This is a genomic window from Mucilaginibacter kameinonensis, from assembly GCF_003675385.1.
GTDB classification, from domain to species: Bacteria; Bacteroidota; Bacteroidia; order Sphingobacteriales; family Sphingobacteriaceae; genus Mucilaginibacter; species Mucilaginibacter kameinonensis.
The window spans coordinates 156,348-169,273 of sequence record NZ_RCWZ01000001.1; the positions used below are offsets into that span (position 1 = coordinate 156,348).

General features: G+C 42.8%; 16 protein-coding genes. 7 read left to right on the forward strand and 9 right to left on the reverse strand.

Going from position 1 to position 12,926, the window contains the following annotated elements; all coding sequences use genetic code 11:
- Positions 1–28: 28 nt before the first annotated feature.
- The 9 genes from EAH55_RS00615 to EAH55_RS00655 all read right to left on the reverse strand — a co-directional run bounded on the left by EAH55_RS00615 (position 29) and on the right by EAH55_RS00655 (position 6,856).
- On the reverse strand, positions 29–643 hold the full coding sequence (locus EAH55_RS00615; protein ID WP_112574462.1) for a TerD family protein: 615 nt from the start codon (positions 641–643) through the stop codon (positions 29–31).
- A gap of 5 nt (positions 644–648) precedes the next feature.
- Positions 649–1,203: a TerD family protein gene (locus tag EAH55_RS00620; RefSeq protein ID WP_121232528.1), complete on the reverse strand. Its 555-nt coding sequence runs from the start codon at positions 1,201–1,203 to the stop codon at positions 649–651.
- Complete coding sequence (locus EAH55_RS00625) at positions 1,193–2,038, reverse strand: phosphoribosyltransferase family protein (protein ID WP_121808061.1); 846 nt, start codon at positions 2,036–2,038, stop codon at positions 1,193–1,195. The genes EAH55_RS00620 and EAH55_RS00625 overlap by 11 nt, the downstream gene beginning before the upstream one ends.
- The gene (locus tag EAH55_RS00630) at positions 2,035–2,730 is read right to left on the reverse strand and encodes an HAD family hydrolase (protein WP_121808062.1); all 696 of its coding nucleotides are present in this window, start codon (positions 2,728–2,730) and stop codon (positions 2,035–2,037) included. The genes EAH55_RS00625 and EAH55_RS00630 overlap by 4 nt, the downstream gene beginning before the upstream one ends.
- Positions 2,731–2,863: 133 nt before the next feature.
- Positions 2,864–3,532 carry a TerD family protein gene (locus tag EAH55_RS00635; protein WP_121808063.1) on the reverse strand — a complete coding sequence of 223 codons (669 nt, stop codon included), beginning with the start codon at positions 3,530–3,532 and terminating at the stop codon, positions 2,864–2,866.
- A gap of 4 nt (positions 3,533–3,536) precedes the next feature.
- Entirely contained in the window at positions 3,537–4,112 is a 576-nt protein-coding gene (locus EAH55_RS00640; protein ID WP_121808064.1) for a TerD family protein, read from the reverse strand.
- 322 nt (positions 4,113–4,434) lie between these two features.
- Positions 4,435–4,902: a phosphatidylglycerophosphatase A family protein gene (locus EAH55_RS00645; protein ID WP_112574456.1), complete on the reverse strand. Its 468-nt coding sequence runs from the start codon at positions 4,900–4,902 to the stop codon at positions 4,435–4,437.
- 208 nt (positions 4,903–5,110) lie between these two features.
- Positions 5,111–5,932: a TerC family protein gene (locus EAH55_RS00650; protein ID WP_121808065.1), complete on the reverse strand. Its 822-nt coding sequence runs from the start codon at positions 5,930–5,932 to the stop codon at positions 5,111–5,113.
- Between the two features lie 3 nt (positions 5,933–5,935).
- On the reverse strand, positions 5,936–6,856 hold the full coding sequence (locus EAH55_RS00655) for a hypothetical protein (protein ID WP_244228066.1): 921 nt from the start codon (positions 6,854–6,856) through the stop codon (positions 5,936–5,938).
- A gap of 512 nt (positions 6,857–7,368) precedes the next feature.
- On the opposite strand from EAH55_RS00655, the gene EAH55_RS00660 reads away from it, so the two are divergent.
- From EAH55_RS00660 to EAH55_RS00690, 7 genes are all read left to right on the forward strand, one after another.
- Positions 7,369–7,950, forward strand: a complete 582-nt coding sequence (locus EAH55_RS00660; protein ID WP_112574453.1) for an RNA polymerase sigma factor — start codon at positions 7,369–7,371, stop codon at positions 7,948–7,950.
- A complete protein-coding gene (locus EAH55_RS00665) occupies positions 7,947–8,450 on the forward strand; it encodes an anti-sigma factor (RefSeq protein ID WP_121808067.1) in 504 nt (167 codons plus the stop codon). The genes EAH55_RS00660 and EAH55_RS00665 overlap by 4 nt, the downstream gene beginning before the upstream one ends.
- A 336-nt stretch (positions 8,451–8,786) precedes the next feature.
- Positions 8,787–9,689: a helix-turn-helix domain-containing protein gene (locus EAH55_RS00670; protein ID WP_112574451.1), complete on the forward strand. Its 903-nt coding sequence runs from the start codon at positions 8,787–8,789 to the stop codon at positions 9,687–9,689.
- A 91-nt stretch (positions 9,690–9,780) separates the two neighbouring features.
- On the forward strand, positions 9,781–10,614 hold the full coding sequence (locus tag EAH55_RS00675; protein WP_121808068.1) for an oxidoreductase: 834 nt from the start codon (positions 9,781–9,783) through the stop codon (positions 10,612–10,614).
- 44 nt (positions 10,615–10,658) lie between these two features.
- On the forward strand, positions 10,659–11,390 hold the full coding sequence (locus tag EAH55_RS00680) for an SDR family oxidoreductase (RefSeq protein ID WP_121808986.1): 732 nt from the start codon (positions 10,659–10,661) through the stop codon (positions 11,388–11,390).
- Positions 11,391–11,486: 96 nt separating this feature from the next.
- Positions 11,487–12,332, forward strand: a complete 846-nt coding sequence (locus EAH55_RS00685; protein ID WP_121808069.1) for an oxidoreductase — start codon at positions 11,487–11,489, stop codon at positions 12,330–12,332.
- Complete coding sequence (locus tag EAH55_RS00690) at positions 12,293–12,571, forward strand: Atu4866 domain-containing protein (protein WP_121808070.1); 279 nt, start codon at positions 12,293–12,295, stop codon at positions 12,569–12,571. The genes EAH55_RS00685 and EAH55_RS00690 overlap by 40 nt, the downstream gene beginning before the upstream one ends.
- Positions 12,572–12,926 lie beyond the last annotated feature (355 nt).

Sequence of the window (12,926 nt, forward strand, 5' to 3'; positions counted from 1 at the left end):
CCGACTTAAGACTAATGACTTTAAACTATTATAAATACGTTGCAGTTACCGTTTTTACGGTTTCTTCCAGCTTGCGGTCGCGGGTTGGCTCGCCAATGGCATTGAATTTCCACTCGCCGTTCTTTTTGTAAAACACACCCATCACCATAGATACGTGACCAGCAAAATCTTTGCTATGTGCAATATCATAGGTAGCGAAGATTTCGTTAACGCGGGTTGGCGTACCTTCGTAAATACGGATAGAGGCAAACGGGATAGTACCAAAATCCTGCCCGCGGAAACTGTTTAAAACAAAGGCCACATAGGTAACAGTTGGGCTTAAAGTACCAAAATCTACCGTGATCACCTCGTTATCCAGCCCGTCGTTACCCGCCATATCTCCGGTTAAATCATCACCGCTGTGCCTTACAGAATGATCTTTTGAACGCAGGTTACCAAAGTAGATCACATCAACCAGGCGTTTGCTTTCATCATATAAAATACAGCTGGCATCAAGGTCAACCGCTTCTTTTGTGGTACCAAAACCAAACAGGCCTTTCTTTTCGATAGCACCCCAGTTTATACCAACGCATACATTCTGCAATTTGCTGCCGTTACTTTTTTCAAGGCTGATACGCTGCCCTTTTTGAAGATTAATAGCCATAATTTTTAGTTGTATTTGTTTAAATAATCCTGCAAGCCACCTTTCATGCCAGCTCCTACAGCTTCAAATTTCCAGTTATTATCTTTTTTGTAGATGCGGCCAAACTCAACGGCGGTTTCTATCGAAAAATCTTCTTCCAGCTCGTATTTCAAAATATCGACATTGGTAGCCGAATCAAAAATACGAACGAAAGAGTTACGTACCTGCCCAAAATTCTGGCGGCGGCTTTCGGCTTCATGGATAGTTACAACAATGCAAATTTCGGTAGCACGCGGATCGATCTTTGACAAGTCAACAATGATCTGCTCATCGTCGCCATCGCCGGCACCGGTCAGGTTATCGCCGGTGTGCTCCACGGCGCCATCCGGAGATTTTGGGTTATTATAGAAAACGAAAAATTCGTCGGCCAGTATTTTTTTGTTATCGCCCATGATGAACACCGAAGCGTCGAGGTCAAAGGCCGAGCCTGTTGATGAGCTGTTTGTATCCCAACCAAGGCCTATAGTAAATTTAGGGGCACCAATAGTTTCCCGTTGGCCTTTTTGCAAGTTAATTGCCATGCTGAATTAGTTTATTGTTGTTTATTAATAGGTTTTGTTTAATAAAGTTTAAGTTAGGCGCATAGGCTTCAATGGTATGATAACCGTTACCCAAAGCCATATCATATAGCAAGTTTATGAAATTGCTGTCTTGATCGTGTATAAAAATGCAAAAACTTTCTTGATCGTAATTTAAGATGTACTTCACTATACGGGTGTTGATACAAAAGCTGGCCCCCTTAATGATATCATTTAAATGAAAGATGTTTTTAACATGGTGATAATTGAGATAGTTCTCAATATTGGGATGAATGTTTTTGTTCACCAGTTCGGCAAAGTACAGCATGTAAATGTCGTTCTGTAAGCCATACTCATCTACCATTTTCATGATCATGCGCTCATGGCTTCCGGTTATCTTGATATCATCCAAAAACAGCAGCGTTTTGCCGATCAAAAAATCCTTATCAATATGAAACGAATCGTTACCGATCAAATTAATCCTTTGCTCGGCATCCAGTTCGCCATAATCTTCCTTATAGGTTATGGTACGATGTACTTTGGTTTCCTGCACTACAGGGTAACCATGATGGGCCTGCCAGCGGTTAAGTCTGCACACAAAATGATTTTTCATGGCAAAAGTAGCCGTAGGAATAAACGAGTACGGGCTTGATATCACTACGATCTGTTTCTCTATTGGCTGTTTGGCAAGGACTTCATTAATGAAGCCATCGGCCAGGTCGGTACCGAAATAGCGGGATACTTCAGCATCGCCAAATTTAAAACGACTGTAATCATCCGCATCGAAACCGAAATGAGTAGCGCTGTTGATGTGATGTAAAGAGTAGGTAGCTTTCATAAACTTAATAAGGTTAAAATAGATAAGTTGTTTGAATTGATGAGCAGGCTGTTGAGGCCTGCATCATTAGCCCCTGCTATATCTGCGGCCGGGTTATCGCCTATATGTATAATACCCGATGGGTCTATTTGCTTTGGTTTATTACAATCTTTAACTTTTTGCACCATCAGGTTAAACAATTCCCGGTTAGGCTTCGACATCCCTTCCTCGTCCGAATAGATCTGGAAATTAAAAAAAACATCTAAGCCCAGCTTAACCATCACCTTGCGAAGCGTCTGCCCCTTTATAAAACCCGTATTGCTTAATATACTCAATGAGCAATCGCCTTTTTGTTTTAGATGCTGTAGCACCTCAATTGTTACAGGCGAGTAAAGCACCGGCAGGTAATAGAACAGCAACGTTTCCATATCGGCATAAAGCTTATCAATGTTAACATCAGCAAGTGGATATTGGTTATCATTGATGGTACTGATCACCATGAGGTACATTTCATCAGCGTCGATATTTTTTCCGGTACGCTCGTTCACGGCATTACACATCAGATCAACCTGGCGAAAAGCCCTTGCAACGTCATCGATACTTTTACCCGCCGGGTTAAAATCCCGGTGAAAAATCTTGGTACGTTCTATCTTAAAGTACGGATTTGATTTGATCAGCGTAAGCCACAGGTCAAATGAATAGTGCTGGTACATTTATTTTTTTAGGGAGATGTTTATTTAAAAGCGTCATTGCGAGGAACGAAGCAATCCCCAATTGACAGGTCCGCCCTGTATAGTTTGGGATTGCTTCGTTCCTCGCAATGACGTTCTTTTTATTGTTCTTTCCTTAATAGCTCCGGAGCAACTCCGAAAGACTATCAGTAGTATGCGGATCGCCAATAGCACGGAACTTCCAGGTGCCGTCTTTACGGTATACTTCTGCAAAAGTCATGGAACACATGCCGTTATAAGTTGAATCACCAGAAAGACTGAATTTAGCGATCTCCTTCCCATGACTATCAACCGCGCGGATGAAAGCATTCTCTACCATACCAAAGTGCTGATTATTTTTGCGCCCCTGGTAAATAGCCACCAAAAACAGGATACGATCATATTTCGGGTCGAGCGCATCAAGCTTTACGATGATCTGCTCATCATCACCATCTCCTGCGCCGGTACGGTTATCTCCCGTTAACCAAATATGGCCTGATGGATGGCGCATAGAGTTAAAGTAAATCACATCGCCTTCAAACATATTAATGGTACGACCATTAGCCGTTTGCTTGGCATAACCACGATTGGCTACTTTACCATTTTTATCTAACAAAAACGCTATCGCATCCAGATCGTACTCAGCTTCTTCTGCACCGCCAAATAGCTTACCCAAAAAGCCTCCGCCATGGGTTTTACGTACATCCCAGCCTAAACCAATAGTTACTGACGACAGGTCGAAACTTTCGCCTTTATCATTTTTACGAAGGTCGATAGTTTGACCTTTTACCAAATTTATAGCCATTGCCTTATTTGATTATTTGCCCTTTGAAATATTTACTTAAAAAGAAGGCCAGGTCCTCTTTGTAACCAACGCCCGATGCCTCAAATTTCCATGCGCCACCACGTTTGTACAACCTGCCAAACTCGATAGCGGTTTCGATAGAAAAATCTTCGCCCAGTTCGTATTTACAAACCTCGGCACCTGTTTGGTTATCTAATATACGAATGTACGAATCACGCACCTGACCAAAATTTTGACGACGGGCCTGCGCTTCATGAATAGTTACCACAAACAGGATCTCCTGGATGCGGGTGTCAACTTTAGTCAGGTCTACTATGATCGATTCATCGTCACCACCATCGCTGTTACCGCCTGTTGGATCATCGCCAGTGTGGTGAACCGATTGCTCAGGTGAATCGACATTATTATAAAACACAAAAAATTCATCCTGCGGTACCAAACGGTTGGCGTCGATCATGATAGCCGACACATCAAGATCGAAATCATAACCTGTACCTTCGTTTGGGTTCCAGCCCAAACCAACTGTCATTCTTGAAAGGCCGATATCTATTTTCTGCCCTTTTTGTAAGTTAATAGCCATTTTAGTATGTGTTATTTTTAGGTGAAACCTGTATCGCCTATTGGGTTTTGCGCGGCATTGCAGGTATTGGCCGGTGACAAACCGGCAATTAAACATTTAATCTAAGGTAGATGTTTTATCGAGGTGATATTGTAAAATTTGTCTACACATAAATAAGACAACGGGAGGCTTCGGTTGTTACAGGGAAGAGGGGAGAAATTTATCTATAATAACCGTCATGCTGAACTTGTTTCAGCAACTCACATACTGAGCAGCATGCATAGTTTGATCTGCATGTGGGATCCCGAAACAAGTTCGGGACGACGGCGTAATACGTTGGTAATTAATGGACTCCAAACTTCATCCACACAAAATACCCTACCCAAAGCAGGATATTGGAGTATACACCGGCCAGCACATCATCCATCATTACACCTAAACCACCGCCAAGGTCTTCCATTTTACGCACGCCAAGCGGCTTAACAATATCAAAAAAGCGGAATAACACCAGTCCGGCTAAAAGGAAGTATAGATTGGCAGGAATAAAGAGCATCGCTATCAGCATTCCGGCAACTTCGTCAATTACTACGCGAGAGCTGTCTTCGCCCCAATCCGGTTCAACTTTATTACCTACATAAACACCAAGCGCGGTAATAAATATGGTAATAGCCAGCAAATACCAGGGGTTTTGCAAAGCCGGACTTTGCCATAACAGCCAGATAAAACCACAGGTAACAATGGCGGCATAAGTACCCCCACCCTTCAAAAACCCAATGCCAAAAATGGATGCTATTGTTTTATTTAAGAACATTTGTTTAATAATAATCAATTTAATTACTCTGAAAGAGCGAAGTTCCTACTCCCCTCTTGAGAGGGGGCGCGATAGAAATGAGTGATAGCTGGGGTGTGTTTCTTCTGCGTTGTTTTCGCTTGGTTAAACACACCCCTCCGCCCCTCTCGAGAGGGGACTCGCATATGGCCTACACTTTTACTGCCAACTTAAAACTGCCAACTAAACGCTACTGTTTATCCAATACATCCTCGGCAGCCTCGGCAACTTCTGGCTCAATGGTGTGCCTTTTAGGGAAGTTGAACAGCAGCGAGGTAAGAACAGGGATAATAAATATAGCTACGGTAAACACCGAAGTGAAAATATCAGCGCTTTCGCCTTCCATTAGTTTTGAAAAGCCGGATTCCGGGAAAAAGTGAACATATAATGATGATGACAGTTTAATCCCCAACACGCCTATCACTACAAAAGCTACAGTTTCCAGGAAAGTAAATTTCTCCATTAGCTTCACGAAGGCCTGAGCAACAAAACGCATAGCCAGGATCCCGATGAACACGCCTATATAGATCAACATTTTATGATCGGTAAAAGCCACTGCCGCGAATACGTTATCAATAGAAAAGGCAAGGTCCATCAACTCCACTAAAGCAATGGTGGCCCACAAATTACCTATCAAACCAACGGTTGAGCGGTAAAGCCAGTTTTTGTTTTTATCAACAGACTCGTCTTCGCCATCACCATCACCGGCAGATAATTTGCCTTTAAAATAGTTAAAGCATAAATAAATGAGGTAAAGACCGCCAAGTGGTTTCAACCACCAAACAGATACCAGCCAGGCAGCTAAAAACAAACAAACACCACGCAGAATGTATGCGCCCATGATGCCATAGCGTAACGCCTTTTTTCGTTGGTGCGGAGGCAGGTCGAGCACCATGGTGGCCAGCACGGCAGCATTATCAACAGAGAGCAAGCTCTCAATAACAATCAGGTTTAAAATGATCAGGACGCCGGCCTTCAGGTCGGGGCCGAGGATGTAATGTAAAAACTCCATAAATTATATGATATCGGTATTAAGCATTGCTTTTAAAATATTGGCCTGCACATCAACATCGCTCAGGCTTTGTAAAAAGTTGATGTCGGCTATTTTTTTATAGTTTTCGGCTAACAGGGATTTTATTTCGGGCGGCATGTATGATTTCATGGTTACAACATCACTTTGCAGCTTATCTATTTTATCCTGCAGTTCATGCGCCAGTTTTTCCTTTTTAGACAGACTACTATTATTCTCTACGCCCGAAAGCTTTGTTACGTCGCAAAATAGGAATAAATTATTGGCAGGCGAAAACAAAAAGTAGCGGTCTTCATCCATAAACTTATACACCTCCAGTATCAGGTTTCCGGCTTTCAGTCCACAGTAAAACTCGGTACGGAACTCGCGTTTTAATAATACACCCATCAATTTACGCTGAATAATAGCGTTGGTATTATGATAGGTATCGTTATAGTTGTACTGCACCAATTCATTATATAGTTCCGGCGTTATGTTGTAAAAGAAATCGGAACCGTAGCGCAGACTAAACGCGTTGATATTTTTTGAGAACGGATAATCGGATGAATTATCAGAAAGTACCTGGTAAAGTTTCCGCAGCGAAAGGTTTACCTTCAGCGCCTGCCTTTGCCGGTCAATCTTAAAATCCTGCTCGGTGAGCATGTTGTCGTCCATCTTATCAATCATCTCTTTGGTAAGCTGGATCTCATCAAGCACAAGGCTCACATTGTTTTCATTGTTCTTTTTGATCTTCCGGAGCAGATCTACCAGGCTGGTAGTAAACTGTACATGGAAAAGCTCCAGCTTATTGATATCGATCTCGGGATTGGTTTCAAAAAGCTTGTGAATAACCTGGGTACGCAGGTAGATCTTGTAAATGAGGTCCTCTTCAAAAAACACCGATAGCAGCTGAAGCTTGCTGAGCATCCTGTTAGACTCATTTAAAATATTTAACCTGTTCTCATCCATCAACGTGCAATATCCCTTTTATAAATGTAAAAATACAAAAATTATGAGATGGAAAGTTTGGGCTTATGTTACGAATAAAGGAGTGCATTTAGAATACGTATCATCAATGAAACTATAATTTGCGTTAGGGATAGAAGCGGATACCGTCCGTCAGCTAACGGATAAGGCCTGCGCAGTATGAGCGGATAGCCCGGCCGCAGGCAACGCCCACATAAGGAGGTTAACGAGTTGGAAGATATAATTAAAAATATGTCATTGCGAGCGAAGCGTGGCAATCGCATGCTATACAGGGCGGTCATGCTTCCGTGCGATTGCTTCGTCGTTCCTCCTCGCAATGACATTTCTTTTATCTTCCGAACATCTATCCTAACAACCCAACAATAGCACCCCCTCCTATTCCCATCAAAATAAATTATATTTACATATAGGTGTAACCCAATCTGCAAACGCGTAGTCACAGCGGTTATATAATGCAAAGCAAGCTTTCAGATATCGAACTTATTGAGCAAACCCTGGCGGGTAACCAATTTGCCTATGCAGATTTGGTTAAGCGGCACCAGCGTTTTGTTTTTACGCTGGCTATGCGCTTTGCCAAAGGCCGGGAGGATGCTGAAGAGATTGCGCAGGATTGTTTTGTGAAAGCCTACCGCTCGCTGGCATCGTTCCAGGGGCAGTCGAAATTTACAACGTGGTTGTATAGTATAGTTTATACTACAGCCATGACATTTTTAAGAAAAAAACGGGTTGATACCGATTCGATTGATGATGAGGGGACATTTGTACAGGTTGAAAGTCACGAATCGGCATACGATACCAATAATGTAGAAAATAAATCACGGTCATACTACCTGAACCAGGCTATTGAGCAATTACTACCCGATGATGCCACCATTATTACCCTGTTTTACAAGGGCGAGCAATCATTAGAGGAGATTGCCCAAACAATGGGTATTGAAACAAATACCGTTAAGGTTAAACTATTTAGAGCACGCCAGCGTTTGAAAGAAAAGCTGGAGCGCAATTTAAAACACGAGGTGAAAGAACTGATATGAACACCATCGAAGAAAAACTTTGGAACTATATTGATGGTAACTGTACTCCAGCAGAGCAGGAAGCCATTGCCCGGCTTATTGAAGAAGATGCTTTGTACAAACAAAAGTACACAGAACTGCTTGAGCTAAACCAGGAATTTGCCGACATGGATCTTGACGAACCGTCGATGGCATTCAGTTATAATGTAATGGAGGCCATCAGGGCCGAGCAGTTAGCGCCATTAAAATCAACTATTAATAAAAAAATAATATTAGGAATAGCTGCATTTTTCGTATTGAGCATCCTGATTTTACTTGGTATAACCCTCTCGAGCATCAAAATTTCGGGCAATTTATTCAGTGATTTAGATCTTAAACTACCTTCAAACGTTAAATTACCTTCGGCAAGCAGTATCTTCAACAGTACTTTAATGAAAAGTTTTTTCGTGTTTGATGTAATTTTGGCGCTATTTTTAACTGACAGTTACCTGCGTAGAAAAAAAGCTGCAAAAGAGGCATAAAGTGTTCACTTTTCTGTAATGCCAAATATCGCAAGAGTGTCTTTTTGACACTTAGTTATACACTTTTTGTAAAGTAAACTCTCCTTTAACCTATTGTTAATGTATCCTTGTTGATACATTAATAAAAATTTTAAAAAGTTTTTGGTTTTGGCACAGTGATTGTAATACAGACAACGAACTGGTAAACTTACCGGTTTAATTGTGATAAGGTTTAGGTTGAAAGTCTCCCGACGCAAGGTTGGGAGGCTTTTATTTTTTATACACCATTCTGTCATACTTACCTTATCCCCCATCCTACTACTTGACACCCGGTTTGATTTTTGTAACTTTGTTTTTATGTCGAAAGCAGAAACACTTGAAGATTTTTATCAAAGAAAGGTAAACTGGCTACCCAATAACCTGCAGCAAAGCATTGGTCACTTTAACGTGTTCAGAATTGAGGATTGCATTGGCCCCAACGCTAAGCAGGTAACTTACAGCCGCCGTACCTTTTATAAGATCAGCCTGATGCGTGGCGATAATATCATTCACTATGCCGATAAAAGCATTACGCTTTCAGGCTCTACGCTGATGTTCTTTAGTCCGATGGTGCCATATACCTTTGAGCACATGTCTGACGACCGCACCGGTTTCTTCTGCATATTTACCGAAGAGTTTTTTCTGGAGAAATTCAGGACAGGCTTGAGCGAGTTCCCGATGTTTGGCATTAATGCTAAACCCGTTTATGCTTTAAATGAAGAGCAGGATGCCTATGTGACAGGTCTTTTCCAAAAGATGCTTACCGAGATCAATACCGAATATGCTTTTAAATATGATTTGATCCGTAACTATGTTACCGAACTGGCTTACTACGCTTTAAAAACCGAACCATCTGAAAACGTGTACAAGCATGTTGATGCCAAATCACGCATCACATCGGTATTTACCGAGTTATTAGAGCGGCAGTTCCCTATCGAAACTCCGTCGCAGCGGTTTGCGCTTCGTTCGGCCAATGACTTTGCGCAACGACTGTCGGTACACGTAAACCACCTGAACAGGGCAATCCGTGAAACTACAGGCAAAACCACTACCGACCATATTGCCGACAGGCTATTGAGCGAAGCTAAATCATTATTAAGGCATACCGACTGGAACATTTCAGAAATTGGTTACTGCCTGGGCTTTGAAGAACCTACCCATTTCAATAACTTTTTCAAGAAACAAACCCAGCAAACGCCAAGCTCGTTCCGAAATGTTTGAATTTCGTAACCTTTGGTTTGATTAATGTAATGTCCTCCCTTTGTTGTCGCTGTAACTTTGTTCTATCTTAATAACAAAGCAAACAACTTTTATGGACAACAACAAAGTATGGTTTATTACCGGGGCTTCGAAAGGCTTTGGCCTAAGCCTGGTAAAACAACTACTGGAAGCAGGACAGCTTGTTGCCGCTACTTCCAGAAATTTACAGGAATTAACCATAGCGGTTAATACAACAAGCAATAATTTTTTACCCCTACAGGTTGATCTGGCAAATGAAAGCAGCGTGTCGCTGGCTTTGCAGCACACCAATGAAACCTTCGGCCGTATTGATGTAGTGATCAACAATGCAGGTTATGGTATAGGCGGCGCAATTGAAGAGCTTAGCGATGCCGAAACCCGTATGGCATTTGACGTAAACGTATTTGGCACCCTGAACGTGATCCGCTCGGTAATGCCTTACCTGCGCAAACAACGCTCGGGCCATATCATCAACATTTCATCCATCGCGGGTATTACCGGCAACGCCGGCTGGGCAATTTATGCCGGATCGAAATATGCCGTAATCGGCATTTCGGAAGTACTTGCCGCCGATGTTAAAGAACTGGGCATTAAAGTTACCGTGGTGGCACCAGGCGCCTTCCGCACCAGTTTCCTTACAGCCGGCTCACTTTCAATCACCGATAATAAAATTGATGATTACAAAGAGGTACGTGCCATCCACAACAAATACCTCAAAATGGATGGCAACCAGGCGGGCGATCCGGAAAAAGCGGCAACCGCTATTATCAATGTAGCTTACGAAGAAAACCCGCCATTATACCTTTTATTAGGTGGCGATGCATACAATCGCGCTTTAGCTAAGCTTGATACTTTACACAATGAAATCCGCCAGTGGCAGGATATAACCTGCTCAACCGATTTCTAAATTTTATTCCGTTACCCTATATCTACCTATATAAAAACAATAAAATGCAAAGTATTAAAGATAAAGTGATTGTGATAACCGGTGCCAGCAGTGGCATCGGTGCATCTGCCGCCCGTAAACTGACACAGCTCGGAGCAAAAGTGGTTCTGGCTGCCCGTCGCGAAGATCAGCTGAAAACCCTGGTTACTGAAATTGGCGAAAATGCCATGTATGTAGTTACGGATGTTGCCAAACGTACCGACCTCGACAATCTTATTCAACAAGCCATAGCCAAATTTGGCCATGTTGATGTGATGTGGAATAATGCCGGTATCATGCCCATTTCCTTTTTTGAAGAAGGCCATGTGGATGAGTGGGATAAAATGATAGACATCAACATTAAAGGTGTATTATATGGCATCAATGCCGTGCTACCACATATGCTTCAACGGGGCGAAGGGCACATCCTTTCTACCTCATCTGTAGGTGGCTTGAAAACCTCGCCGGGTATTGGTGTTTACAGCGGTACTAAATTCGCGGTTAAGGCCATTATGGAAACCCTGCGCGAGGAAGTTGCCCAAAGCATAAAAGTAACTACTATATATCCGGGCGCTACAAAATCCGAGTTGGGGCATGACATTACCAGTCCTAAAATCAAGGGCTTGTATGGTAACCTGACCAATATGCCCAAGCTTGATGAAGAAGCCATAGCCAACGCGGTTATCTACGCTATTAGCCAGCCAGATAACATTACCGTAAACGAGGTGGTGGTACGCCCGCTTGGCCAAACACGATAACGTTAATCCGGCGATCTTTTCCATCAAAATAAGCGAAAATCAAAAATCGCCGATAAAACAGTAACAAATCAATAAAATTAAAATCTATCTAAAACTATGGAAAACAATAAAGTATGGTTTGTCACCGGGGCCTCTAAGGGACTGGGACTTGCCTTAGTCAAACGACTATTAAATGAAGGCCATAAGGTAGCCGCCACATCGCGCAATTTAAGCGATCTGAATAAAGCAGTTGACGCAAACAGTGAGCAGTTTTTACCGCTTGCCGTTAATTTAACCAACGAAGACAGTGTACAGGAAGCGGTTGAACTTACGGTAAAAACCTTTGGAAAAATTGATGTGATTGTCAACAACGCCGGGTATGGCTTATTGGGCGGCATTGAAGAACTAACCGATCGCGAAGCCCGTGATAACTTTGAGATCAACGTATTTGGCTCATTGAATGTGATCCGCAAAGCACTGCCTTATCTGCGTGCTCAAAAATCGGGTCATATTTTAAACGTTTCGTCAATAGGTGGCTTTACCGGTGCGTTTGCAGGCGGCGGTATTTATTGCGCCACCAAGTTTGCCGTCAATGGCTTCTCCGAAACCTTGTCGGCCGAAGTAGCGCCATTTGGCATTAAGGTTACCATTGTGCAGCCGGGTTATTTCAGGACCAACTTCCTGTCGGCAGGTTCATTGGCAGTGCCTCAAAACCAGATAGCAGACTATCAAAATGTACGGGACACAGTAAATTTTCACCAAAACGATATGGACCAGCAACAGGCCGGCGACCCTGAAAAAGCAGCCGCGGCCATGATCAGCATAACTAACGAAGCTAACCCGCCACTTAATTTATTTTTAGGCGAGGATGCTTACGGTCTGGTTGAGAAAAAGCTGGCATTCGTTCAAAACGAATTAGCAACATGGAAAGAACTAACGCTTTCAACAGCAATACAACAATAAATTCAAATCATTATATAGGTGTATGGGCAACCCGCGATGGGTTGATCCGTCACGAATTTTTGCCCAACGGCCGCTACACCGAGGCCCGCGGCGATAAACAAAATGCCTACTCAGGCTACTATAGTGTGTTAGGCAACCACGTTGAATACCTTGACGATACCGGCTTCACCGCCGAAGGCGATTTCAGGGATGGCGTATATTATTACGCCGGAATGGTTTTGGTTAAGCAAGCGGCGTGATAAATCAATATAAAAACGGGGCCCGTGCGATTCCCCTCTTGAGAGCAGGGCTGTTGCATTCTAATATTGAGTTCTTAAAAACTCGCACGATTAAGCGTCTACGCTTGATCGTTAGCCTTAATTGAGCGTCCACGCTCCCGTAATACGTTATAGACGTAAGCGTGGACGCTTACTTTGGTTATAATTCAAGCGAAAGACGCTTGAACTTGCGTTATATATTATAGAATGCAACAGCCCTGCTCTCAAGAGAGGGGTGGAGGGGTGTGTTTCTGCTTTGATAAGCTAATCGTATAAACACACCCCTGCTCCCGCTCATTTTCGCCGCGCCCCCTCTCAAGAGGGGAGTTTTGAAAAT

What these genes read in the sequence shown, in the direction of transcription:
- EAH55_RS00615 (WP_112574462.1), bottom strand. Translation starts at nt 643, where the DNA reads ATGGCTATTAATCTTCAAAAAGGGCAGCGTATCAGCCTTGAAAAAAGT.
- EAH55_RS00620 (WP_121232528.1), bottom strand. Translation starts at nt 1,203, where the DNA reads ATGGCAATTAACTTGCAAAAAGGCCAACGGGAAACTATTGGTGCCCCT.
- EAH55_RS00625 (WP_121808061.1), bottom strand. Translation starts at nt 2,038, where the DNA reads ATGAAAGCTACCTACTCTTTACATCACATCAACAGCGCTACTCATTTC.
- EAH55_RS00630 (WP_121808062.1), bottom strand. Translation starts at nt 2,730, where the DNA reads ATGTACCAGCACTATTCATTTGACCTGTGGCTTACGCTGATCAAATCA.
- EAH55_RS00635 (WP_121808063.1), bottom strand. Translation starts at nt 3,532, where the DNA reads ATGGCTATAAATTTGGTAAAAGGTCAAACTATCGACCTTCGTAAAAAT.
- EAH55_RS00640 (WP_121808064.1), bottom strand. Translation starts at nt 4,112, where the DNA reads ATGGCTATTAACTTACAAAAAGGGCAGAAAATAGATATCGGCCTTTCA.
- EAH55_RS00645 (WP_112574456.1), bottom strand. Translation starts at nt 4,902, where the DNA reads ATGTTCTTAAATAAAACAATAGCATCCATTTTTGGCATTGGGTTTTTG.
- EAH55_RS00650 (WP_121808065.1), bottom strand. Translation starts at nt 5,932, where the DNA reads ATGGAGTTTTTACATTACATCCTCGGCCCCGACCTGAAGGCCGGCGTC.
- EAH55_RS00655 (WP_244228066.1), bottom strand. Translation starts at nt 6,856, where the DNA reads ATGCTCAGCAAGCTTCAGCTGCTATCGGTGTTTTTTGAAGAGGACCTC.
- EAH55_RS00660 (WP_112574453.1), top strand. Translation starts at nt 7,369, where the DNA reads ATGCAAAGCAAGCTTTCAGATATCGAACTTATTGAGCAAACCCTGGCG.
- EAH55_RS00665 (WP_121808067.1), top strand. Translation starts at nt 7,947, where the DNA reads ATGAACACCATCGAAGAAAAACTTTGGAACTATATTGATGGTAACTGT.
- EAH55_RS00670 (WP_112574451.1), top strand. Translation starts at nt 8,787, where the DNA reads ATGTCGAAAGCAGAAACACTTGAAGATTTTTATCAAAGAAAGGTAAAC.
- EAH55_RS00675 (WP_121808068.1), top strand. Translation starts at nt 9,781, where the DNA reads ATGGACAACAACAAAGTATGGTTTATTACCGGGGCTTCGAAAGGCTTT.
- EAH55_RS00680 (WP_121808986.1), top strand. Translation starts at nt 10,659, where the DNA reads ATGCAAAGTATTAAAGATAAAGTGATTGTGATAACCGGTGCCAGCAGT.
- EAH55_RS00685 (WP_121808069.1), top strand. Translation starts at nt 11,487, where the DNA reads ATGGAAAACAATAAAGTATGGTTTGTCACCGGGGCCTCTAAGGGACTG.
- EAH55_RS00690 (WP_121808070.1), top strand. Translation starts at nt 12,293, where the DNA reads ATGGAAAGAACTAACGCTTTCAACAGCAATACAACAATAAATTCAAAT.